19 protein-coding genes and 1 rRNA gene are annotated in these 23,471 nt (G+C 70.1%); 9 read left to right on the top strand and 11 right to left on the bottom strand.

Annotated elements, in window-relative coordinates; translation table 11 throughout:
- Positions 1–470: 470 nt before the first annotated feature.
- On the top strand, positions 471–1,037 hold the full coding sequence (locus ACIBW9_RS42320; RefSeq protein ID WP_398964154.1) for a DJ-1/PfpI family protein: 567 nt from the start codon (positions 471–473) through the stop codon (positions 1,035–1,037).
- A gap of 181 nt (positions 1,038–1,218) precedes the next feature.
- On the opposite strand, the gene ACIBW9_RS42315 is transcribed toward ACIBW9_RS42320, so the two are convergent.
- Together ACIBW9_RS42315 and ACIBW9_RS42310 are read right to left on the bottom strand one after the other, a co-directional pair.
- Positions 1,219–1,884, bottom strand: a complete 666-nt coding sequence (locus ACIBW9_RS42315; RefSeq protein WP_398964151.1) for an HAD family hydrolase — start codon at positions 1,882–1,884, stop codon at positions 1,219–1,221.
- A 45-nt stretch (positions 1,885–1,929) separates the two neighbouring features.
- Positions 1,930–2,445 (bottom strand): DUF6912 family protein, encoded by a 516-nt coding sequence (locus ACIBW9_RS42310; RefSeq protein WP_398964148.1) that lies wholly within the window; start codon positions 2,443–2,445, stop codon positions 1,930–1,932.
- A 314-nt stretch (positions 2,446–2,759) separates the two neighbouring features.
- On the opposite strand from ACIBW9_RS42310, the gene ACIBW9_RS42305 reads away from it, so the two are divergent.
- Entirely contained in the window at positions 2,760–3,509 is a 750-nt protein-coding gene (locus tag ACIBW9_RS42305; protein ID WP_398964146.1) for an Rv3235 family protein, read from the top strand.
- 87 nt (positions 3,510–3,596) lie between these two features.
- Here ACIBW9_RS42305 and secA read toward each other — a convergent pair whose 3' ends face one another.
- Complete coding sequence (gene secA / locus ACIBW9_RS42300; protein WP_398964143.1) at positions 3,597–6,410, bottom strand: preprotein translocase subunit SecA; 2,814 nt, start codon at positions 6,408–6,410, stop codon at positions 3,597–3,599.
- Positions 6,411–6,691: 281 nt separating this feature from the next.
- Between secA and ACIBW9_RS42295 the strand changes: the two genes are divergently transcribed.
- Both ACIBW9_RS42295 and ACIBW9_RS42290 read left to right on the top strand, forming a co-directional pair.
- Positions 6,692–7,282 carry a GNAT family N-acetyltransferase gene (locus tag ACIBW9_RS42295; protein WP_398964140.1) on the top strand — a complete coding sequence of 197 codons (591 nt, stop codon included), beginning with the start codon at positions 6,692–6,694 and terminating at the stop codon, positions 7,280–7,282.
- A gap of 52 nt (positions 7,283–7,334) precedes the next feature.
- On the top strand, positions 7,335–8,531 hold the full coding sequence (locus ACIBW9_RS42290) for a winged helix-turn-helix domain-containing protein (RefSeq protein ID WP_398964138.1): 1,197 nt from the start codon (positions 7,335–7,337) through the stop codon (positions 8,529–8,531).
- 19 nt (positions 8,532–8,550) lie between these two features.
- Here the strand turns inward: ACIBW9_RS42290 and ACIBW9_RS42285 are convergent, their stop codons facing one another.
- From ACIBW9_RS42285 to mtnA, 7 genes are all read right to left on the bottom strand, one after another.
- Positions 8,551–9,297 (bottom strand): response regulator, encoded by a 747-nt coding sequence (locus ACIBW9_RS42285; RefSeq protein ID WP_398964135.1) that lies wholly within the window; start codon positions 9,295–9,297, stop codon positions 8,551–8,553.
- 205 nt (positions 9,298–9,502) lie between these two features.
- A complete protein-coding gene (hpf, locus tag ACIBW9_RS42280; RefSeq protein WP_398964132.1) occupies positions 9,503–10,195 on the bottom strand; it encodes a ribosome hibernation-promoting factor, HPF/YfiA family in 693 nt (230 codons plus the stop codon).
- A gap of 313 nt (positions 10,196–10,508) precedes the next feature.
- Entirely contained in the window at positions 10,509–11,444 is a 936-nt protein-coding gene (locus ACIBW9_RS42275) for a ComF family protein (protein WP_398964128.1), read from the bottom strand.
- A gap of 136 nt (positions 11,445–11,580) precedes the next feature.
- Positions 11,581–13,410, bottom strand: a complete 1,830-nt coding sequence (locus ACIBW9_RS42270; RefSeq protein WP_398964125.1) for an LpqB family beta-propeller domain-containing protein — start codon at positions 13,408–13,410, stop codon at positions 11,581–11,583.
- Complete coding sequence (gene mtrB, locus ACIBW9_RS42265) at positions 13,400–15,451, bottom strand: MtrAB system histidine kinase MtrB (RefSeq protein WP_398964122.1); 2,052 nt, start codon at positions 15,449–15,451, stop codon at positions 13,400–13,402. The genes ACIBW9_RS42270 and mtrB overlap by 11 nt, the downstream gene beginning before the upstream one ends.
- Position 15,452: 1 nt before the next feature.
- A complete protein-coding gene (gene mtrA / locus ACIBW9_RS42260; protein WP_187284748.1) occupies positions 15,453–16,142 on the bottom strand; it encodes a two-component system response regulator MtrA in 690 nt (229 codons plus the stop codon).
- A gap of 211 nt (positions 16,143–16,353) precedes the next feature.
- Positions 16,354–17,502: an S-methyl-5-thioribose-1-phosphate isomerase gene (gene mtnA / locus ACIBW9_RS42255; protein ID WP_398964119.1), complete on the bottom strand. Its 1,149-nt coding sequence runs from the start codon at positions 17,500–17,502 to the stop codon at positions 16,354–16,356.
- Positions 17,503–17,642: 140 nt separating this feature from the next.
- Between mtnA and ACIBW9_RS42250 the strand changes: the two genes are divergently transcribed.
- The 5 genes from ACIBW9_RS42250 to ACIBW9_RS42230 are packed head-to-tail and all read left to right on the top strand — an operon-like array spanning position 17,643 to position 23,286.
- Positions 17,643–19,004, top strand: a complete 1,362-nt coding sequence (locus tag ACIBW9_RS42250) for a glycerophosphoryl diester phosphodiesterase membrane domain-containing protein (RefSeq protein ID WP_398964115.1) — start codon at positions 17,643–17,645, stop codon at positions 19,002–19,004.
- A 4-nt stretch (positions 19,005–19,008) separates the two neighbouring features.
- Positions 19,009–19,794 carry a DUF4129 domain-containing protein gene (locus ACIBW9_RS42245; RefSeq protein ID WP_398964113.1) on the top strand — a complete coding sequence of 262 codons (786 nt, stop codon included), beginning with the start codon at positions 19,009–19,011 and terminating at the stop codon, positions 19,792–19,794.
- Entirely contained in the window at positions 19,791–20,987 is a 1,197-nt protein-coding gene (locus tag ACIBW9_RS42240) for a DUF4350 domain-containing protein (protein WP_398964110.1), read from the top strand. Before ACIBW9_RS42245 ends, ACIBW9_RS42240 begins: the two co-directional genes overlap by 4 nt.
- Positions 20,987–21,976, top strand: coding sequence for an AAA family ATPase (locus ACIBW9_RS42235; RefSeq protein ID WP_398964108.1), 990 nt, complete (start codon positions 20,987–20,989; stop codon positions 21,974–21,976). Before ACIBW9_RS42240 ends, ACIBW9_RS42235 begins: the two co-directional genes overlap by 1 nt.
- Positions 21,976–23,286: a DUF58 domain-containing protein gene (locus ACIBW9_RS42230; RefSeq protein ID WP_398964105.1), complete on the top strand. Its 1,311-nt coding sequence runs from the start codon at positions 21,976–21,978 to the stop codon at positions 23,284–23,286. The genes ACIBW9_RS42235 and ACIBW9_RS42230 overlap by 1 nt, the downstream gene beginning before the upstream one ends.
- Positions 23,287–23,376: 90 nt before the next feature.
- Here ACIBW9_RS42230 and rrf read toward each other — a convergent pair.
- Positions 23,377–23,471, bottom strand: a 5S ribosomal RNA gene (gene rrf / locus ACIBW9_RS42225); the annotation flags it as partial.

Raw genomic sequence — 23,471 nt, 5'->3', positions numbered from 1 at the left:
TGCCGCAAGGTGAGATGAGCGGGAAGATATGAGCCATATTTGAGCCGCCCCGAAGGTGTGACGCTGCTCTCCGCAGCGGCCGCGTCCAGGGGGCGAATGGCATCCCGGGAGCCCTTTGGGCCCCCTCCTGCCCGCGAAGACCAGCGACCGCCGCCCGGTCACGGAGGTGGTCCGTGCTCGCCGGGCGCAGGGCAGGGGCAACGGTGCCCCCGCGAGCTATCGCGCTGATCACGCCATAAGGCTATCGCTCAGTACGGGGGGCCCGTCATGAGCCGTATGTGTACAAAACCGGGGGTGGAACTTTGACACTCTGCACAGCGGCAAAGGCCCCACTGTCGTGCGGGCCGACGAAACGAAGCCCTCATCTGATCCCCCCTTGCTCGAATACGACCGGCCCCCTTGGCAAGGCCACCCCCCAGGGGGCACGTTGCCCATGACAGCGCACACCCGCCCGAGGGGAGCCGCCCGACATGACCGCGAAAATCCTCATCGTCACCGGCGACGCAGCAGAGTCACTCGAGGTCCTGTACCCCTACCAGCGCCTCCGCGAGGAGGGCTACGACGTCCATATCGCGGCCCCCGCCCGCAAGAAGCTCCAGTTCGTCGTCCACGACTTCGAACCCGGCTTCGACACCTACACCGAGAAGCCCGGCTACACCTGGCCCGCCGATCTCGCCTTCGCCGAGGTAGACCCCGGCCAGTACGCCGCCCTCGTCATCCCGGGCGGCCGCGCCCCCGAGTACCTCCGCAACGACCCCGAACTCCGCAAGATCCTCAAGTCCTTCTTCGACGCGGACAAACCGGTCGCCCAGATCTGCCACGGCCCCCTGCTCACCGCGGCGGTCGACGGCCTGCGCGGCCGCCGCGTCACGGCGTACCCCGCCCTGGAACCCGACATGCAGGCCGCCGGCGCCATCTTCCAGGACACCGAGGCCGTGGTCGACGGCACCCTGGTCTCGTCCCGTGCATGGCCGGACCACTCGGCGTGGATGCGGGAGTTCCTGACGGTGCTAAGGGCAAAGGCCCCGGTGACCTGACCATTGGCCGCCTGCGGGCAGCAGTGCCCCACCATGCCGTGCCGTCCCGCCTGCGGGCAGTCGTGCCGCTGGGGCGGCACGGGTGGGCGCAGGCGGCACCCCGCACGCGCGGGCAAGCGCCCCCCCCGGCCGAGCCCCAGCGCCGGGCGCCACGAAACCAGCCCCGCCCCGCAGCCCCCTCCTACGCAGCCAACCGCTCCGCCTCAGCAACCGCCTCCCCCAGGGTGTCCACCACCGGCACCCCCACCACCTCAAGACTCGCCCGCCCATGCGACCCCCCGGTGTACAGCACCGCCCGCGCCCCCACATACCGCGCGGCCACCGCGTCATCGGCGGCATCCCCGATCACCACCGTGCGAGCCGGGTCCACACCGACCAGTGAGCCAAGGTGCCGCACCATGTGCTCCGCCTTGCTGCCCCCCGAGGGCCCGGTCCGCCCGTCGACGCGTATGAAGTGCGCCTCTATCCCGAACCCCCGCACCAACGGGACGAGTTCGTCATGCGTGTACATGCTCAGGATCGACTGGCTGCGTCCCGCCGACCGCCACTTCGCGAGCAGCTCCGCCGCCCCCTCGGTCAGCCCGCAGCCGATCCGGTGCTCGGCGTAGTACCGGTGGAAGGTCTCGTCCATGACCTCCCATTCGGCGTCCGTCGGCAGCCGGCCCATGAGCCGCTCGTAGAACTTGGGCACCGGCACGCAGTACAGCGCCCGGTACCGCTCCAGCGTGATCGGCTCGAGGCCGAGCTCGGCGAAGGCCGCGTTCGTCGCCCCGATGATCGCGTCATTGTCGTGGAACAGCGTCCCGTTCCAGTCCCAGACAATGTGCGCCCCTGTCTGCTTCCCCATGCCAAAAACGTACCCGCCGCCACTGACAATCAAGAGACGGTGGGCTCAGTCCCCCAGCCCGACCAGGTGGGGGATCTCCTGCGTCGCGTACCACAGCAGTTCGTGGTCCTCGGCGCCGTCCACCACGAACTGGGCGTCGTCATCCCCGCGGTCCGCCGCTTCGAGCGCCTCGGCCGCGGCGGCCACGTCCTCCTCCGCGTCGTCGAGGTCGACGTGCACGGCGGCGGCCTTCGCCAGCGCCACGGCCCCGGCCACCCGCACCTCGCCGAGCGCGGCCGGGTCGAGGCCCCGGTCCGGGTCGGCGGACGCGGCACCGTCGGGCACGTCGACGGCGACCACGACCCGGCGCCGTGCCGCCCCGGGGTCCGCGGCCAGCAGCCGGAGCGAGGCCAGCGCGGCGCGGTTGAGGGCCGCGTACTCCAGTTCCTCGATGTCGTCGGAGAGGTACCACTCGCGCAGGGCGGGCGTGACGGCGTACGCCACGAGCGGCCCTGCCCCCAGCTCTCCCGTCTTGTACGCCTCGGCGAGACCGGAGAGGGTCAGGGGGACGTAGACGCGCATGGCTGGCCGCTTTCGTGGTCGGTGGCTGGGCGCGCTCACGCGCCTTGTGAAGGGCCTTCAGGATACGTGCGGGAGTCCCCTTTCGAGTCCCTGCCCGCAAGCCCGGAGGCGTCCACTTCAGGCCCCTGAATTCACCCGGCGCATCCCCGTGATCACACGGTTCCACACCCCCTCCATCACCCTGATAGGTGAAGATTCCGACCCCTGCGGCCCGGCTCCCCGTGTGCTTGCTGCGGTCACCCGTGGCCCCGTACAAGATCCCCGACACCAAGTTACCGACGGGTATCGACCCGTCTCGCCGAACGGGGACACACATGCACAAGATCATGACCAGGGCACAGCACCAGCCAGGCGCCCGCCCACCCGGCCGTCGCGACTCCCGCCGCCCCGGCGGCGCCCCGCCCCGCACCCCGGGCGGAACCCCGACCCGCACCGCCCCGGGCGGCGGCCGCCCACCGGGCTCCCGGACCGAAGCCCTCTCGCCGAGCACAAGGCCCGCCGACAACCGCCCGCCGACAGCCCCTGCCGCCACGGCCAGGAACACGACCGGCGCCCTCACGGGTCCGGGGCGCCCACCGGGCACGGCCACGCCGCCCAAGGACACCACCACGAGGCACGCACATACCGCCCCCGCAGCCCGCACCACCCTTGCGCCGTCCAGCACGGCTCCCGCACCGGAAGAAACCGCCTGCCCCACCGGACACACCCGGCCGATCCCCCAGCCCCGCCCCACCGACGTCTTCGCCGACCTCCTCCTCGCCGTGCTGAGCGGTCAGCGGCCCGTGCACTCGATGCTGCGGCACACCGCGGGCCGGGCCTACGACGAACTGGCCTGGCTCGCCGAACGCGGCCCCCTGCGCACCCGCGGCACACGCCCCGTCGTCCGCGACATCGGCTACTACGAAGCCCGTCCCGGCGCCGTAGAGGCCTTCGCCCGCATCGGCGCCGGTGACCAGCTGCGGGCCATGGCCTTCCGCCTGGAACGGGGCCAGGACCTGCGCTGGCGCTGCACGGCGGTGGAACTCGGCGGCCCCCGCCCACCGCGCCCCACCGGCGACGACTAGGCCTCCACCCAGCCCGCACCGCGGTACGCGAAGGGGCCGGGCCACCCCGAGGTGACCCGGCCCCTTCAAGCCGCTACGACGCGCCGCTCACTTCTTGCGGCGACGCCCGCTCCGGGACTGCTTGCGCCGCTCCGCGCGCGTGAGACCGTCGGCCTCCGAGCGCACCGGCTCGTCGTCGCCCATGAAGTCGCCCTCGATGGTGCCGCCCTCGCCGTCCACGGTCGGCGCGGAGAAGTGCAGGTTCCGGCGCTGCGGGGCGTCCAGTCCCTTGGCGCGGATCTCCGGGCGGCCGCCCGACTGCGCCGGCACCACGTCCTGCTTCTCCATGTCGACCGGCGCGGCGTCCTCGACCGGGACCTCCTCGACCTGCTGCTCGACCTGGACCTCCAGGTTGAACAGGTAGCCGACGGACTCCTCCTTGATGCCCTCCATCATGGCGGTGAACATGTCGAAGCCCTCGCGCTGGTACTCGACCAGCGGGTCCTTCTGCGCCATCGCGCGCAGGCCGATGCCCTCCTGGAGGTAGTCCATCTCGTAGAGGTGCTCGCGCCACTTGCGGTCCAGGACCGACAGCACGACCCGGCGCTCCAGCTCACGCATGATCTCGGAGCCGAGCTGCGCCTCGCGTGCCTCGTACTGCTGGTGGATGTCGTCCTTGATGGACTCGGAGATGAACTCGGCGGTCAGACCGGCCCGGTCACCGGCCGCCTCCTCCAGCTCCTCGACGGTCACCTTCACCGGGTAGAGCTGCTTGAAGGCACCCCACAGCCGGTCGAGGTCCCAGTCCTCCGCGAAGCCCTCGGCGGTCTCCGCGGCGATGTACGCGTCGATCGTGTCGTCCATGAAGTGGCCGATCTGCTCCTGCAGATCCTCGCCCTCCAGGACGCGGCGCCGCTCGCCGTAGATGACCTCACGCTGGCGGTTGAGGACCTCGTCGTACTTCAGGACGTTCTTACGGGTCTCGAAGTTCTGCTGCTCGACCTGCGACTGCGCGGACGCGATCGCGCGCGTGACCATCTTGTTCTCGATGGGTACGTCGTCCGGGACGTTCGCCATCGACATCACGCGCTCGACCATCTGGGCCTTGAAGAGCCGCATCAGGTCGTCGCCGAGCGAGAGGTAGAAGCGGGACTCGCCCGGGTCGCCCTGACGGCCGGAGCGACCACGCAGCTGGTTGTCGATACGCCGCGACTCGTGTCGCTCGGTGCCCAGGACGTAGAGCCCGCCGAGTTCCTTGACCTCTTCGAACTCCGCCTTCACGGCCTTCTCGGCACGCTCCAGGGCCTCGGGCAGGTAGTGCGCCCACTCCTCGATGTGCTCCTCGGGGTCAAGCCCGCGCTGGCGCAGCTCCGCCTCGGCAAGGTCGTCGGGGTTGCCACCCAGCTTGATGTCCGTACCACGGCCGGCCATGTTGGTGGCGACGGTCACCGCGCCCTTGCGGCCGGCCTGGGCGACGATCGTCGCCTCACGGTCGTGCTGCTTCGCGTTCAGCACCTCGTGCTGGATGCCGCGCTTGGAGAGCTGCTGCGAGAGGTATTCGGACTTCTCGACCGACGTCGTACCGACGAGGATCGGCTGGCCCTTCTCGTGCTTCTCGGCGATGTCGTCGACGACCGCCTCGAACTTGGCCACCTCGGTGCGGTAGATCAGGTCCGACTGGTCCTTGCGGATCATCGGCTTGTTGGTGGGGATCGGGACGACGCCGAGCTTGTAGATCTGGTGGAACTCGGCCGCCTCGGTCATCGCCGTACCGGTCATGCCGGAGAGCTTCTTGTAGAGGCGGAAGAAGTTCTGCAGGGTGATCGTGGCGAGCGTCTGGTTCTCGTCCTTGATGTCCACCCCTTCCTTCGCCTCGATCGCCTGGTGCATGCCCTCGTTGTAGCGGCGGCCGGCGAGGATACGGCCGGTGTGCTCGTCGACGATCATGACCTCGCCGTCGATGACGACGTAGTCCTTGTCCTTCTTGAAGAGCTCCTTGGCCTTGATGGCGTTGTTCAGGTAGCCCACCAGAGGCGTGTTCACCGACTCGTAGAGGTTGTCGATGCCCAGCCAGTCCTCGACCTTGCTGACGCCGGACTCGTGGATGGCGACCGTGCGCTTCTTCTCGTCGACGTCGTAGTCGCCGGTCTCCTCGATGCCCTTGAGCGGGTTGCCCGCCTCGCCCCTCTTCAGGCGCGTGACCAGCTTGGCGAAGTCGCCGTACCACTTGGTGGCCTGGTCGGCCGGCCCGGAGATGATCAGCGGTGTACGGGCCTCGTCGACCAGGATGGAGTCGACCTCGTCGACGATGGCGAAGTTGTGGCCGCGCTGCACCAGTTCGTCCTTCGACCACGCCATGTTGTCACGGAGGTAGTCGAAGCCGAACTCGTTGTTCGTGCCGTAGGTGATGTCGCACTCGTACTGCTGGCGGCGCTCGGCCGGCGTCATGTTGGCGAGGATGCAGCCGACGCTCAGGCCCAGGAACTTGTGGACGCGGCCCATCATCTCGGAGTCGCGCTCGGCCAGGTAGTCGTTGACCGTGATCAGGTGGACGCCGTCCCCGGACAGGGCGTTCAGATACGCCGGCAGCGTGCCCACCAGGGTCTTGCCCTCACCGGTCTTCATCTCGGCGACATAGCCGAGGTGGAGCGCCGCGCCACCCATCATCTGCACGTCGTAGTGACGCTGCCCGAGGACGCGCTTGGCGGCCTCGCGCACGGTGGCGAACGCTTCGGGGAGCAGGTCGTCCAGGCTCTCGCCGTCGGCGTACCGCTGCTTGTACTCATCGGTCAGGGCCCGCAGCTCGGCGTCGGAGAGGTCGACGAAATCCTCTTCGATGGAGTTGACCTGGTCCGCGATGCGGTGCAGCTTGCGCAGGATTTTGCCTTCGCCTGCACGCATGATCTTCGAGAGGACGGACACGGGGGTTGGTCTCCTTGCCGGTCGGGCCTGGGACGGTCGGTTTCCATTTGACTTGCTGAGCAACGGCCATCGTATGCGAGGACCCCACCAAGCCGGGAGGCCTGCCGGTCCTACGACCGCCGAAGGGTTCGGGCACCGCTTCAAATCTTCTTCAAAGGGGACAACGGACGGGCCCTGCGGATGGTGCCGCATGACGCCCACGAATTGCGCGAATTGTGATCACGCGCTCACGCACCGCAAAAGGATGGCGTCCGTGTCGCGCCTGCGAGGAGAATCAGCCGATGGAACCCGTCACGCTCATGACCTCCCGGCTGCTCCTGCGCACGGTCGGCCCCGAGGACACCGACGCGGTGTACGCCGCGGCCCAGGATCCCGACATCCAGCGCTGGACGACGATTCCCTCGCCCTACCTCGCCGAGCACGCGCGGACTTTCACCGAGGAACTCGCGCCCAAGGGGTGGGCGAACGGTTCCATACTCACCTTCGCTCTGTTCCTCCCCGAAGGGGAGGAACTCGTGGGCATGCTCAGCCTCACCATGCATTCCCTGAGCATGGCCGAGATCGGCTTCTGGGGCACGAAGGAGCACCGCGGCAACGGCTATGTCACCGAGGCCGTCGTCGAGGTCTCCCGCTGGGCCTTCACCCAACTGTCGGTGGACCGGGTGGAATGGCGTGCGGAAGTCGGCAACAACGCCTCCCGCGCGGTGGCGGAGCGCGCCGGCTTCGTCATCGAGGGCGTCCTGCGCTCCGCGATCATCCACCGGGGCGTGCGCCGGGACTCCTGGGTGGGTGCCCTGCTGCCCTCGGACCTGGGGCTGGCCTCGACGGCGCCGTATCTCCCCGCCCCCGCCTCAACACCGGGCGTCCAGTGACGAATTCGCAGGTCATCCCGCGTTGTCAGTGCCGCCGTCTATCGTGCCGACCATGACGTCCCCACGCCCCTCCACCGATCTCTCGGCAGACGAAGCCCGCCGCATCGTCCTCCGCGCCCAAGGCCTGCTCGGCGCACCCGACCGCAGAGCCGGCGTCCGAGGTGTCCTGCGCCATCTCGGCGCGGTCCAGCTGGACACGATCTCGGTGCTGGCGCGTTCCCACGAGCTCATCGCGTACGCCCGCCTCGGCGCGGTGGGCCGCGCAACGGTGGAGGACGCGTACTGGAAGGCGCCGTCCGCCGCCCCGCACGCCTTCGAGTACTGGTCGCACGCCGCGTGCATCCTCCCCGTCGAGGAGTGGCCCCACTTCGCCTTCCGCCGCCGCGCCTACCGAAGCCGCCCGCATTGGAACCACGAGCTCCCGGACGGCACCTACGACCAGGTCATCAAGCAGCTCCGCGCCGAAGGCCCCCTCACGGCGACGGAGTTGGGCGGGGCGAAGCGCACCAGTGAGTGGTGGGACTGGTCCGGTGCCAAGGTCGCCGTGGAGCGTGCGCTGATGTACGGGGAGGTGGTGTGCGTGGAGCGCCGCGGCTGGAAGCGCGTGTACGACCTCGCCGAGCGCGCCATCCCGGATTCGCTGCTGCACGACGAGCTGGATGACACGGAGTGCCTGCGCCGTCTGGTCCGCCTGGCGGGCCAGTCGCTGGGCGTCGGCACGCGCGCGGACATCGCCGACTACCACCGCCTCAAGGGCGAGCAGGTCGACGCGGTGATCGCCGACTCGGGCCTGGTCCCGGTCACGGTCGAGGGCTGGTCCAAACCCGCCTGGGCCGACCCGGCCGCCCTGGACACGCCCCCGCGCGGCCGCCACCGCACCACACTCCTTTCCCCCTTCGACTCCCTGATCTGGGAGAGGGCGCGCACGGAGCGGATCTTCGGCTTCACCCACCGGCTGGAGGCCTATGTGCCGAAGCCGAAGCGCGTGTACGGCTACTTCGCGATGCCGGTGCTCGCCGGCGGCCGCCTCGTCGGCCGGGTGGACCCGGCCCGGGACGGCGCCACGCTGGTCGCCAAGCAGGTCACCCTGGACGGTCCCAAGGTGGTCCCGGCCGTGGCGGAGGCGCTGGTCGAGGCGGCCAGTTGGGTGAACTGCAGCAGCGTACGCGTGGAGCGCGTGGACGCCCCGGAGCTGCACGAGCCGCTCACCAGGGAGGTGACCCGGGCACTCGCCACGGCATTGCGCTGACCGGTGGCCCACCGGCCCGTCAGCGGATCTCGAGGATCTTCTCCCGCATCGCGTACACCACCGCCTCCATCCTGGAGTGCAGCTGCAGCTTCTCCAGGATGTTGCGGACGTGGTTCTTCACGGTGTTCTCGGAGATGAACAGCTCCTTGGCGATGTCCCGGTTGTTCATCCCGGTGGCGACGAGCTTGAGGACCTCCAGCTCGCGGTCCGTCAGCCGCGGTGCGGGCACCAGCCGGCGCTCGTCGGTCCGCTGGATCATCGACTTGAACTCGGTGAGCAGCTTCGACGCCATGGAGGGGCTGATCTGGGACTGCCCGTCGGCCACCGCGCGGATGGCGGTGGCCACCTCGTCCGTGGAGATCTCCTTGAGGAGATAACCGGTCGCGCCCGCCTTGATCGCGTCGTAGAGGTCGGCTTCCTCGTCGCTGATCGTCAGCATGATGATCTTGGCGCTGGGGGCGACCTCCTTGATGGAGGTGCAGGCCTCGATCCCGCCCCGCTTCGGCATCCGGACGTCCATCAGGACGATGTCCGGGAGCAGGTCGGCCGCCTTGTCGACGGCCTCCGCACCGTCCCCGGCCTCCCCGACGACCTGGATGTCCTCCTCGGCCGCGAGCACGATCTCCAGGCCCCGGCGGAAGAGGGCGTGGTCGTCCACGACAAGGACTCTGATCGGCTCCTTGCGCGCAGAGCCCGCCTCCGGGCCCATGCCGACGACGCCGCCGTCGGCATCCTCGTCATGCATCGGTCCGAAGCTGTCCGCCATCGTTCCTCCCCCTGAAGGCTGTGGCCTGTGGTGCTGTGCCATCGCCAACCCAAGGCAACGACCCACCGGTTGGGCCATTGCCGCCATGATTCCATGCCTGGGCGACAACGCGGTGACATAGCTGCTCGTGAAGGGGTCGCACACCGATGCCCCTGGGGGCGCACGGGCGCTCCAGGGGCACCGGCTCAGCCATCAGCCGCGCGGGTCAGCCACCCAGGGGGCCGCCGGGCGCGGGAGACTGCGCCTGGGCGACCATCGGGTCGGTGCTGAGGTGGATGACGCCGTAGTCGTAGGCGTGCCGCCGGTAGACGACACTGGGTTCCTTCGTCTCGGAGTCGACGAACAGGTAGAAGTCGTGTCCGACCAGTTCCATCTCGTAGAGGGCCTGGTCGAGGGTCATGGGGGAGGCGACGTGGGTCTTCTCGCGGACGATGAGGGGGCCTTCGCCCTTGACCTCCAGTGAGCCGATCTTCTTGGTGGGCACTCCGTCCTGGTCTTCCTCGTGGACGGGGTGGCCGTTCCCGTTGAGCGTCGCCGCGCCCGGAACGTGGTCGGGGACCTCGGCGGCCGAGATCCTGCGCGCGCCGCGGCGAGAGAACCGCTTGTCGTGCTGCTTGCGCAGCCGGGCATCCAGCTTCTCCGCTGCCAGGTCCAGCGCCGCGTAGGGGTCGCTGGCCGCTGCCTCCGCCCGGATCACCGGACCCCGGGAGCGGAGCGTGATCTCCACTCGGTCACAACGGTCGGCCTGTCGGGGGTTGGGCTCCTTGGACACCTCGACGTCGAGGCTGATCACCTTGCCGTCGAGCTTCTGGATCTTCTCCAGCTTCAGCTTCTCGGCCACGTGCTTGCGGAACCGCTCGGGCACCTCGGTCTTGCGGCCCTTGACGACGATGTCCACGCAGAACTCCGTTCCCGGATCACTCCGCTCCACTGGCGGAGCATCTCCCTTTTGCACCAGGTTCCGGCGAGCTCCGGAACCTACGGACTCGGTGACTTCCACCTCCTCCCCCGCGGACAAGATCTCCACTCCACCGCGACGGGTGATTGTGAAAAACCCGCAGCACGGCATTCGGGTACGAGAGCGATGGCCTGCGCCTTTCTCTCACAACCGAACATATCTCGCCCGGACGGATGTCGTCACCCTCTACCGCGGCGTACCTCCGTTCAGGTGAATTGACCCTCTCATTACCTGCAACGATGCAAGTTGGCAGTCAGTTCCGGTTTATTTCGAAAGAATCTGGAGGCGCCGCGACCACGGCTGCGCAGATGACGTCACCTGCGCCGCCCGCACCCGCCATTCCTGGCACTGAGTGCATACGACCGGGCGACCCGACCGCCGAGCCGGCGATCTGTTCTCCTGTGCCTTCCCGAACGGCCGCCGTGTACACGGCCCCAGTTGCTTCGCCGTACGAAACCAGCCCCGGGAACTGCCGTTGCGGGGCCGCCTGTTGCTCTCTGCTCCCGCAGGCGCCCGCCCTTTCTTCCGGCTCCGTCGCCGCCCGCACGGCACGCGCCGCTTCGGCCAGGGATGCGCCGGTGGTCATCAGGTCGTCGACGAGCACGACCGAACCGCCGCGCAGCAGCCGGTCTGCGCCGGGAGCCACCGCCAGGGCGCCCGAGAGATTGTCCAGCCGTTGTTGGGAGTTGAGCCCCGACTGATCGGCCACGGAGCGCCGCTGCCGCAGCACGGCAAGGACTCGGGCCACGGTCCCGGTCCGCCGCAGCTCGCCCGCCGCCGCGAGCGCGATTCGCCGTGCCGGGTCGTGGCCGCGCGCCCGCACCGCCGCACGCGCGGACGGAACGGGAACCAGCAGCACGGGCGCTCCACCGCCCGCAGCCGTAGGGCCGGCCGCCTCCCTGAGCGCCGCCTGCACGGCACCTGCCAGTGCCGTGCCGAGCGGTGCCGCGAGGGCCAGCGCGCCCCGTTCCTTGTGGGCCAGCAGCGTGGCCCGCACCTCGTCGGCGTACCGGGCGGCCGCGTGCACCACGGGCAGCCCGGGCGGCTCCGGCACCGGTCGCACCCGGCTCGGTGCGGTCCCGCTCAGGACGGCACGGCACTCAGGGCAGAGCACCGTGCGAGGCCTCCCGCAGCCTCCGCACTCGGCCGGCAGCACCAGGTCGGTGAGGTCCTGCCACCACCCCCGCATGCCCACCACTCTGCCAACGCCCGAGCTCCCCGGCCAGCCCTGTGGACAACTCCCTGTGGACAAGTCGTCCCCGGTGCACACCGCCCCTTCGACGCCACTCCCCAGGGCAATCCACCGGCTCCCCCGCCCGACAGCGTCACCCCGGATAGACCGGCGCCACCCCGTCCGTGACCTTCTGCCACTGGCCGCCGGACGGCAGTCGTACGATCCCGTCCTCCGAGCCGGCCACCAACGGCAGCCGGTCGGACCCGGCCGCGGTGATCTCCTTGATCCCGGACAGGGCCGCGGGTGCCGGTCCCTCGGGTGTGGACCCGTCGACCTGCGCGTACCGCATGGTCTGCAGTCCGCCCTGTTCACGCCCGACCACCACGAGCCGGCTGTCCCCGGCCCACGACATGGCCGTGACGTCCTCAAAATCCGGTGTCGCTGAGTGCAGTCCGAGCACCGAGACGGTGGGCCGGCCCTCCGCGGCTTCCTGCCGCCGCTCGATCCGCCCGATGAGCAGGGACTTCGTGCTGCCCTTCGCCACCACGAGCGCTATGCGCACTCCGTCGGCGGCCACCCGGACATCCCTGATACGGCCGTCCAGCTCCGGAATCTTCACCACGAGCGGTTCGCCCCTGCCCTGTTCCAGCAGGAGCAACCGGGGATTGCCGGGGTCGCGGTCGGCCACCCAGAGGTCGCCGTGGACATCCCAGCTGGGTGCCGTCAGCCGGTCCTGATCCGACTTGGCGTGGCTGGTCAGTACGGGGGTGCCGAGTGAATCGCCGGACATCAGCGACGCGACGAACAACTCCTTGCCGTCGCCGGAAACGGCGGCCGCTTTGCTTTCATCGTGCGAAACGGCGACCGAGCGCAGCTCCTTGTCGCCCTCGCCGAGCGCCCCGGCCACCGGTTCGGCCTTGGGGCTGGGGTTGTTGCCGGTTCCCATCCGTACGAGCCGGTTCTTGCTGTCGATGAAATACAGGTAGCCGGGCTGCTGCACCGAGCCGCGCGCGGTGGCGGCGTCGGCCTCACGGAGCGAGCACAGCCGCGCGTTGCCGGACTGCAGGTCGACCTGGTCCACCGCGGGGGTGAGGTTCTGCACGGTGAACAGGAGCTGGGCGGCCATCTCCTTGCACTGGCCCTGGCCGACCCGACGGGCTTTCTCGTTCAGCGGCACGGTCAGCGTGTTCTGGTCGTCGGGCGTCAGCGCGGTGACGCCGGCCTTCAGCGCCGTACCCCTCGGAAAACTCGTCCGCACCACGCGATCGAGCCAGTTCGTGGGCCCGTTGAGCAGCGAGCGGATCATCTGCGTCATGGGGTCGACGCGTCGGCGCACATACACGGGATCGGCGACGGCCGCCGGCTGCGTCGTGCTCCCGGCCGCGGCGTTCGAGGCGAAGTAGTACTTGTTGACGGACATGTAGTTGCGCTGGAAGTCCGACTTCCCCATGACGACGCCCTGCGGCAGCCTGTCGATGCGCCACTGCTTGGTCTTCTTGTCGCGCGTGAGATGCACCGGCGCGTCATAGGGCCCGTCGGCGGGCGAGTACGCCTGCTGCTCGTCCACATTCGCGACCCGCGTGCCGGTCAGGGTGAACGAGAGGTCGTCGGCACCCTCCCGGCTGCCCAGACGGTTGGGGTCGATGCCGGGCCCGTTGGCGAGGACCGTGCTGGACTGCCCCGGTTTCCACGTCTGCGACGCCGTCTTGGTCAGGTATTGCCGCGCCGTCGAATAGTTGGGATCGTCGCTGGTCAGCGCCTCGAGGAAACCGGAGACGATGTCCGAGGGCTGGGCGTCCTCCTGGGGCGGCATGGCGAAGACCCGCACCTGGGTGTCCTGCCGCGGTGTGGAGTCGACACCGCTCAGGTCGCCGCTGTCGGGCATCGAGGCGCATCCCGCCAGCAGCACGGCACCACAGGCTGCGTACGTCGCCGCGCGCATCGGTCTGCGCCCTGCGCCCCCCTTGCGCTCAGCGCCCACGGAATGCCTCCCCTTGCTTCTTCGACTCCTCCGGCCCGGTGTCCGGACGGTTCGAGGTCTCGGTCCCGTCCTCGCCGACCGTCCCGTTCTGTCGTCTGGCTCCGGAAGCCGGACGGGGCACCACGCGCGCGCCGTTCCCGGGCAGTGCCGTCGGGTCGGCTGTGGCGGCCGCACCGCCCAGTCTGGGCGCCATGGGCGGTATCTGGTCCGCGACCGGCTGCGCGGGCACGGTGGCGGCTTTGTCGCCGCGCGGCAGCCCGGCGTCGTTGAGTCCTCGGTTGCGCCGCGAGTCCTTGGGCTCCAGGGGGATCGGCGAGCCCCGCAGCGGCTCGTCCGCCGTCCGCGGCAGCGTCAGCCGGAACTGCGAGCCGCCGCCGGGTTCCCCCCAGGCCTGCAGCCAGCCGCCGTGCAGCCGCGCGTCCTCCAGGGCGATGGACAGCCCAAGGCCCGTACCACCGGTCGTACGCGCGCGTGCCGGGTCGGCCCGCCAGAAGCGGCTGAACACCCGCGTGGCCTCACCGGGCTTGAGTCCGACGCCGTAGTCGCGCACCGCGACGGCGACCGCTCCTCCGGCCGAGGCGAGCTTGACGAGGACGTCCTTGCCCTCGCCGTGCTCCACGGCGTTGACGACGAGGTTGCGCAGCACCCGCTCCACGCGCCGCGCGTCCGCCTCGGCGACGACGGGCTGCTGGTCGCCCAGCACACGTATGTGGGTGCCCTTGCGCTCGGCAAGCGGCTCGGCCCCGCTGACGACGCGCCGTACGACCTCCCTGAGGTCTATCGGCTCCGCCTCCAGCGCCGCCGCGCCCGCGTCGAACCGGCTGATCTCCAGCAGATCGGCGAGCAGCGACTCGAACCGGTCCAGCTGGTCGGCAAGCAGCTCCGCCGACCGCGCGGTCACCGGATCGAAGTCCTCGCGCGCCTCGTGGATGACGTCCGCCGCCATCCGTACGGTCGTCAGCGGTGTCCGCAGTTCGTGCGACACGTCCGACACGAACCGCCGCTGCATCCGCGACAGGTCCTCCAGCTGCTGGATCTTCAACTGCAGGTTCTGTGCCATCTTGTTGAAGGCCTCGCCGAGGCGGGCGATGTCGTCCTCGCCGGTGACCTTCATACGTTCCTGCAGCCGCCCGGCGGACAGCCGTTCGGCGATCCCGGCAGCCATGCGCACGGGTGTGACCACCTGCCGTACCACCAGCCAGGCGATGGCCCCGAGCAGTACGACGACGAAGAGTCCCGCGGTCGCCAGCGTGCCCTTGACCAGGCTCAGTGACTTCTCCTCCTGGGTGAGCGGGAAGAGGTAGTAGAGCTGGTACGGCTCGCCGTTGGGGTCGTTGACCTGCTTGCCGATGACGAGCGCCGGCTGCGACTCCTTGTTGTTGCTGTACAGAATGCGGGTGTAACTCTGGGCGGCCGCCGTGTCGCCGTTGATCCGCGCACGCAGGTCCTCGGGCACGCTGGCCGTCGGATCGACGAACCCCGAGGCACGGGGCCCGCGCCCGCCGCCGCTGTTGTCGTCGCCCGCGGGCAGCGTCACCACGTCGAAGGCGCCTTGGCCACCACTGGACAGGGACTCCACGAGGTCGCTCATCCACGAGGTGAGGTTCTGCGACTGCCGCTGGTCCGCGGCCGTGCCGTCGTCGCTGGTCCCGACAGCTGCCTCGTCGGCCTTCTGCTTGGCCACCGCGAACCCACCGGTGGCCTGGCTCTGCGACGCCTTCACCTTGGCGTCCAGCAGCCCGTTGCGCACCTGCCCGATGACGACGAATCCGAGCAGCAGCACCACGCCCAAGGACATCAGCAGCGTGGTGACGACGACCTTGAGCTGGATGTTCCGCCGCCACAGCCGCATGACGGGCAGCAACGGCCGGCGGACCCAGCGCATGAACAAGCGGAGCACCGGGCTGCCCTGGACTCCGCCCTGCAGCAGACCGCCCTCCAGCAGCCGGCCCCAGCGCGATCCTGTCGTCCTCCGGCCGACAGGCCGCCCCGCGCTGGCCCTGTCCGGCCCCGGCGCCGAAGCGGCACTGTCACCGGACATGTCAGCTGGGCCCTGCCTTGTAACCGACGCCCCTGACGGTCACCACGATCTCCGGCCGCTCCGGGTCCTTCTCGACCTTGGAGCGCAGCCGCTGCACGTGAACATTCACAAGCCGGGTGTCCGCAGCGTGCCGGTATCCCCACACCTGCTCGAGCAGCACCTCACGCGTGAACACCTGCCACGGCTTGCGTGCCAGCGCCACCAGCAGATCGAACTCCAGCGGCGTCAACGCGATCGACTGCCCGTCCCGCTTCACCGAGTGACCGGCCACGTCGATGACGAGGTCACCTATGGCCAACTGCTCGGGCGCCGGCTCCTCCGACCTCCGCAGCCGCGCCCGGATCCGGGCGACCAGTTCCTTCGGCTTGAACGGCTTCACGATGTAGTCGTCGGCACCCGACTCCAGCCCGACCACCACGTCGACGGTGTCGCTCTTGGCCGTGAGCATCACGATCGGCACGCCCGACTCCGCCCTGATCAGGCGGCACACCTCGATGCCGTCCCGCCCGGGCAGCATCAGGTCGAGCAGCACCAGGTCGGGTTTGCTCTCCCGGAATGCGGCCAGCGCCTTGTCGCCGTCGGCTACGAAAGACGGCTCAAAACCTTCACCACGCAGCACGATGCCGAGCATCTCGGCCAGTGCCGTGTCGTCGTCGACGACAAGGACTCGTCCCTTCATAAACGACATCATCCCATTCTCATAACGGTGGCGAAGGTGCAGGTGAGCAGCGTCACTGGCCCGTGACGATAGTCGTACCCGGCCGTCACTGTCTGCCCCTGTCCCGCGACGTCGATCTCAGACACGGATGTCAGCTACCCAGGGTATGCGCAGGCTGACCATACGGTCGGCCCAGTGCCTCCTGGCCGCACTGCTTCGACACCGCCACGAACGAGCTCGCCCCTCAGTTGATCGTCGCCTCGCGGGACCTGGCACAGAGCTCCGCAAGGGCCTCAGCTGTCACCGGCGAGACGGCACCCTCTTCCGTGACGATCGCGGTCACCAGCTCGGGCGGCGTCACATCGAACGCCGGGTTGTAGGCCTGGGTCCCCAGGGGCGCCACCGGAACCCCGCCTCCCGCTTCCGCTCCTGCCACCGGCACCTGAGGTGCGGTGAGCTCGGTCACCTCATGGCCGGGGCGCTGCTCGACCTCGATGGAGGCCCCGTCGGGGGTGTCCGGATCCACCGTCGTCAGCGGTGCCACCACGATGAACGGCACATGGTGGTACCGCGCGAGCACCGCGAGCGGATAGCTCCCGACCTTGTTCGCCACCGAACCGTCGGCCGCGATGCGGTCCGCCCCGATCAGCACCGCGTCCACCTCACCGGCCGCGAAGAGCGAGCCCGCCGCATTGTCCGTGAGCAAGGTGTACGCCATGCCGCTGCGGGCCGCCTCATAAGCGGTCAGACGAGCGCCTTGCAGCAACGGACGCGTCTCGTCCACCCACAGCCGCCGCAACCTCTTCGCGCGGTGCGCCGCGAGCGCCACCGCGAAGGCGGTCCCCTCCCCGCCCGACACCAGCGAACCGGTGTTGCAGTGGGTGAGGATCCGGTGCCCGCCACCGGGCAGCAGCTCGTCCAGCAGTGCCAGCCCGCACTCGGCCATACGGGCACTGGCCTCGGCGTCCTCCTTGTGCAGCCGACGGGCCGCGGCAAGCGCTGCCGCCGCGGCCTGCCCGGCATCACCACTCGTGGCGAACTCGGTCCGGTAGGCGGTCTGAGCCCTGCGCACACCGACAGCAAGGTTCACCGCAGTGGGCCGGGCACCCGCCAGCGCGTTTGCGGACTCGTCCACGTCGAAGCCGCGCGCGGCGGCGAGCGCGACACCGTACGCTCCGGCGATGCCGAGCAGCGGCGCCCCGCGCACAGCCAGCGAACGGATCGCCTCCACCAGCGCGGGCGCGTCCGTGCAAACCCGCTCGACTTCCTCGGCCGGCAATCTCGTCTGGTCGAGAAGTACCAGTACGGGCCCTTCTGGTGGCTCCTCCCAGCGGATCGCCGGTATCTCGGTCGGACTGCTGTCTTCGCCGGATTGCACGTACTGATCAGCCATGCGATCAGTCTGCCCCGTATCCCGCGGACAATTGAAGGTGTGCAGCCCATACCGCGGCCGGTACCTCGGCGACCACCCCATGGCACGATGGCTGCCAACCTGCCGCCGCGACCGCGGACGGGCACCGTGAAGGAGCGACGATGAAAGACACTCCGGGCTGGGCCTCGCCCGGATCTGCCCCGTCCGACGGGCAGGAGCCCGGCACGTCCGGCCCTGCCGGGCCCACCGACCGCCCCGGCCCCGCGAAGCCCGCGGACCAGCCCGGTTCCGCCCCGCAGGACACCCCTGACCCGCAGGGCTCCGGCCCGCAGTGGTCCAAGCAGCAGCCGCCACCCGGCCAGTGGTCCGCGCCCGCCGATCCGGCAGGCTCCGGCCGGCCTGCTCCGCCACCCCCACCGCCCGGCCCCGGCTGGGGCACACAGCCTCCCCCCGGCCCCGGAGGCCACGCTCCCGGCGGCTTCCAGGCCCACGGCACTCCTGGATACCCCGCATGGGGCGGCGGCTGGGGCGGACCCCCGCCCGCCGCCAAGCCCGGCGTCATCCCGCTCCGCCCGCTCGGCGTGGGCGAGATCCTCGACGGCGCCGTCTCCACCATGCGCACCTACTGGCGCACAGTGCTGGGCATCTCCCTGACCGTTGCGGTGGTCACCGAGGTCCTCGTCATCCTGCTCCAGGGCCTGGTACTCAACGACACCAGCACCGCGGCCCTCGACGACCCGAGCGCCACCGCGAGCGAACTGGCCCGCGCCATGGGCGAGGTCATGCTCAGCTCCGGCGCGGTGTTCCTGATCTCTCTGATCGCCACAGTCGCCGCGACCGCCCTGCTCACCACCGTCACCAGCCGCGCGGTCCTCGGCCGCCCCGTGACCACGGGCGAGGCCTGGCGCGATGCCCGCCCTCAGGTCGTGAAGCTGTTCGGCCTGATCCTGCTGCTGCCTCTCATCGCCGTCACCATCGTCTTCGTGGGTGCGCTGCCCGGCATCCTCGTGGCGGTCTTCGGGAACGCCGACGGGGGTGTCGCCCTCGCTGTCCTCGGCGGCCTCGCCGCCGGCGTCGTCGCCCTGTGGCTGATGATCCGCTTCTCCCTGGCCTCGCCCGCACTGATGCTGGAGAAGCAGGGCGTCGTGAAGTCGATGAGCCGATCCGCGAAGCTGGTCCGCGGCTCGTGGTGGCGTGTCCTCGGCATCCAGTTGCTCGCCGGAATCATCGCGAACATCATCTCGGCGATCGTCGTCGTCCCCTTCACTTTCCTCGCCGCAGCGCTCGGCGGCGAAGGCGTCGTCGGCTTCCTCAACGGTGAGGGCAACAACCTCGGCTGGACCTTCCTCATCATCAGCGGGATCGGCTCGGTGATCGGCTCCATGATCACTTTCCCGATCAACGCCGGCGTCACCGTGCTCCTCTACATCGACCAGCGCATCCGCCGCGAAGCGCTGGATCTCGAATTGGCCCGCGCCGCCGGCGTCCAGGGCTACGGGGCCGACGCCGGCTCGGGGGGCTGATGCGGTGAGCATGACGGGGGGAGTTCTCACAGCGGTGCCGACGGTCCTGCCACGCGCCGCGGAATCGGCCGTACGTACGCTGCTGCGCGCCGGCAACACATCTGTCCTGTCGTCGGTGCACTCCGGCGACGAGCCGCCGGTGACGATCCCTCGGGATCCCGCACGCGAGGCAGCCCGCCGCGAACTGTCGAAGCGCATGTACCACGAGAACGACCCCAGCCTGTTCCAGCGCGCCCTGAACGCCTTCTGGGACTGGGTCGACAAGCTGTTCGGCTCGGCGGCGGCCTCGACCCCCGGAGGCACACTCGGCCTGGTCGTCGTCATCGTGGCCGTCCTCGCACTGCTGGGCGCGCTGTGGTGGCGGCTGGGCACACCACGGCGTGAACCCGCCTCGTCCGCCGCCCTGTTCGACGATCGCCCCCGCAGCGCCGCCGAACACCGCGCGGCCGCCGAGGCGCACGCCGCCCAGGGCCACTGGAACCAAGCGGTCCAGGAACGTATGCGCGGCATCGTCCGCTCCCTCGAGGAACGCGCGCTCCTGGACATCCGCCCCGGCCGCACCGCGGACGAGGCAGCCGCCGAAGCAGGCCGCGCACTGCCCGACCACCGAGACCGGCTGCACGCCGCGGCCCGGGACTTCGACGACGTGACATACGGCGGCCGAAGGGCGAGCGAGCAGTCGTACCACCGCATGGCCGAACTCGACCGCGACCTCGAACGCACCAAGCCCCAGCTCGCGAGCAGCAGCCGCAGCACAGCCCACAGCACCCGCCGGGGAGCCGCCGGATGACGACCGAGGTCATGCTCCCGTCCACCTCGGCCTCGCCCACCGCCCGCCAGGTATGGACCCGCGCACGCGGCATCGCACTCGCCGTGGTGCTCCTCCTGGCGGCTGCCGTCGTGATCGCAGTGATCCGCTCCGACACCCGGCACGGCGAACTCGACCCACGCTCCGTCGACCCCCACGGCAGCCGCGCCCTCGCCGAACTGCTCGCCGACCGCGGTGTGTCCACACGCGTGGTCACCACTCTGGACGGGGCGCGCGCAGCAGCCGCTCCGGACACAACCCTCCTGGTCGCCGTCCCCGACCTGTTGACACACCGTCAACAGACCGGGCTGCACACCGCGATCGCGCACTCCGGTGGCCGCACCGTCCTCATCGCCCCAGGCGGCTCGTCGGTCGAGAAGCTTGCCCCCGGCGTCACCGCGGACCCCGCGACCAGCCTCGACTCGACGCTGCCACCCGACTGCCGACTGCCTGCCGCCCGCCGCGCGGGCACCGCGGACACGGGCGGCATCCGCTACACGACCACACGCCTCGGCGCCGACGAGTGCTACCGCAGCGAGCGCCTGGCCACCCTGCTGCGCGTCCCGGAGGCCTCCGGAAACGGTGACACCGTCGTCCTCGGTGCGCCCGACATCCTCTTCAACGACCGCCTCGACAAGGAGGGCAACGCCTCGCTCGCCCTCCAACTCCTCGGCTCGCGCCCCCATCTGGTCTGGTACCTCCCCTCGCTTTCCGACAACTCCGCCGCCGACGCAGGCGACGAAAAAGGCTTCTTCGACCTGCTCCCCTCCGGCTGGCGCTGGGGCACGCTGCAACTCTTCGTCGCGGCAGCCCTCGCCGCCTTCTGGCGGGCACGCCGACTGGGCCCCCTCGTGCCCGAAAAACTCCCCGTGGCGATCCGCGCCTCCGAAACCGTCGAAGGCCGCGCCCTCCTCTACCGCAAGGCAAACGCCCGCGACCGCGCGGCCGCCGCTCTTCGCTCCACCACCCGCACCCGCCTCGCCCCCCTCGTCGGCGTCCCCGTCACCCAGGCGCACTCGCCCGAGGCCCTGCTCCCGGCCCTGTCCGCCCACCTCCACGGCGACGGCCAGGCCCTGCAACCCCTCCTCTTCGGCCCGCCGCCAGGCGACGACGCGGCCCTCATCGCCCTCGCCGACCAACTCGACGCCCTCGAAAGAGAGGTACGCCGTCCATGATGGACCCGACCACTGACAACGCCGGGCACACCGGAGACCCGGGCGAAGCCCGAGCCTCCCTGGAAGCCCTGCGCGCCGAGATCGCCAAAGCCGTGGTCGGCCAGGACCCTGCCGTGACCGGTCTTGTCGTCGCCCTCCTCTGCCGCGGGCATGTACTACTGGAAGGAGTCCCTGGAGTCGCCAAAACGTTGCTCGTACGCGCCCTCGCCTCCGCACTCGAACTCGACACCAAGCGCGTGCAGTTCACCCCCGACCTGATGCCGAGCGACGTGACGGGCTCCCTGGTCTACGACACTCGCTCCGCCGAGTTCTCGTTCCAGCCCGGTCCGGTCTTCACCAACCTCCTGCTGGCCGACGAGATCAACCGCACGCCCCCGAAAACCCAGTCGTCCCTCCTGGAAGCCATGGAGGAACGCCAGGTCACGGTCGACGGCACCCCGCGCCCGCTCCCCGACCCCTTCCTGGTCGCCGCTACCCAGAACCCCGTCGAGTACGAGGGCACGTACCCGCTCCCCGAAGCCCAACTGGACCGTTTCCTGCTCAAACTGACGGTCCCTCTCCCCTCCCGCCAGGACGAGATCGACGTCCTCACCCGACACGCCGAGGGCTTCAATCCGCGCGACCTGCACGCCGCCGGCGTACGCCCCGTGGCCGGCGGGGCCGACCTGGAGGCCGCCCGCGCCGCGGTCGCCAAGACGACCATCTCTCCGGAAATCACCGCCTACGTGGTGGACATCTGCCGGGCCACCCGCGAGTCGCCGTCCCTCACCCTGGGCGTCTCCCCACGCGGCGCCACGGCCCTCCTTTCCACCTCGCGCGCATGGGCATGGCTCACGGGCCGTGACTACGTCATCCCCGACGACGTCAAAGCCCTGGCCCTCCCCACTCTCCGACATCGCGTGCAACTCCGCCCCGAGGCGGAGATGGAAGGCGTCACGGCCGACTCCGTCATCAACGCGATCCTCGCCCACGTCCCGGTCCCCCGCTGATGCCACTCACCGGACGCGCCGCGCTTCTCGCGGCCCTCGGCTCCCTCCCCGTCGGTATCTGGGACCCCGGCTGGACGGGCATCCTCGCCGTGAACGGCCCCCTGGCTTTGGCGTGCGCCTGCGACTTCGCCCTCGCAGCGCCGGTACGGCGCCTCGGCCTGACCCGCTCCGGCGACACGTCCGTCCGTCTGGGCGAGGCCGCCGAAGTGACCCTCACCGTCACCAACCCATCGGGTCGTCTCCTCCGTGCCCGCCTGCGTGACGCCTGGCCCCCCAGCAGCTGGCAGTCCGGCACTGAAATCGCGGCCTCGCGCCACCGCCTGACCGTGCCTGCAGGCGAACGCCGCCGCGCCACCACCCGTCTGCGCCCCAGTCGCCGCGGCGACCGTCAAGCGGACCGCGTGACGATCCGCTCCTACGGCCCCCTCGGCCTGTTCTCACGCCAAGGCAGCCACCAGGTTCCCTGGACGGTACGCGTCCTGCCGCCCTTCACCAGCCGCAAGCACCTGCCCTCAAAACTCGCCCGGCTCCGCGAGCTCGACGGCCGCACCAGCGTGCTCACCCGCGGCGAAGGCACAGAATTCGACAGCCTGCGCGAGTACGTACCAGGCGACGACACCCGCTCCATCGACTGGCGCGCCACGGCACGCCAGTCCGCGGTGGCCGTGCGCACGTGGCGTCCCGAACGAGACCGTCACATCCTGATCGTCCTGGACACCGGCCGCACCTCAGCAGGCCGCGTGGGCGATGCCCCACGCCTCGACGCCTCTATGGACGCGGCCCTGCTCCTGGCAGCACTCGCTTCACGCGCCGGCGATCGGGTGGACCTTCTCGCCTACGACCGCCGGGTGCGCGCCCTCGTCCAGGGCCGCACAGCACGCGACGTCCTCCCGTCCCTGGTCAACGCGATGGCCACGCTCGAACCCGAACTGGTCGAACTGGATGCCCGAGGCCTGACAGCGGCCGCACTCCGCACGGCCCCCCGCCGCTCACTCATCGTGCTGCTCACAAGCCTGGATACGGCACCCGTCGAGGAAGGCCTGCTTCCCGTGCTGTCCCAACTCACCCAGCGCCACACAGTTCTGATGGCATCAGTAGCGGATCCATACATCGCCCGTATGGCGAACGCCCGTGGAAACACGGAGTCCGTCTACGAGGCCGCAGCCGCTGCCCAGGCCCAGGGTGAACGCCACCGCACGGCGGAGCAGCTCCGTCGTCACGGAGTCACAGTCGTCGACGAGACGCCGGAAGAACTGGCGCCGGCACTGGCGGATGCGTATCTGGCGCTGAAGGCGGCGGGGCGTCTTTGAAAGAAGGACCCTCCTTGAAGGGCCCGAGACGTAGGCCCTGAAACGCAGAAAACCCCCGCACCGAATGGTGCGGGGGTTTTCTCAATAATTGTTCGGCGGCGTCCTACTCTCCCACAGGGTCCCCCCTGCAGTACCATCGGCGCTGTAAGGCTTAGCTTCCGGGTTCGGAATGTAACCGGGCGTTT

The sequence above is a fragment of the Streptomyces sp. NPDC049541 genome, assembly GCF_044465725.1.
Taxonomy (GTDB): Bacteria; Actinomycetota; Actinomycetes; order Streptomycetales; family Streptomycetaceae; genus Streptomyces.
Note: the sequence above shows the minus strand (reverse complement) of the source record. Positions and strands in the feature narration are given on the sequence as shown.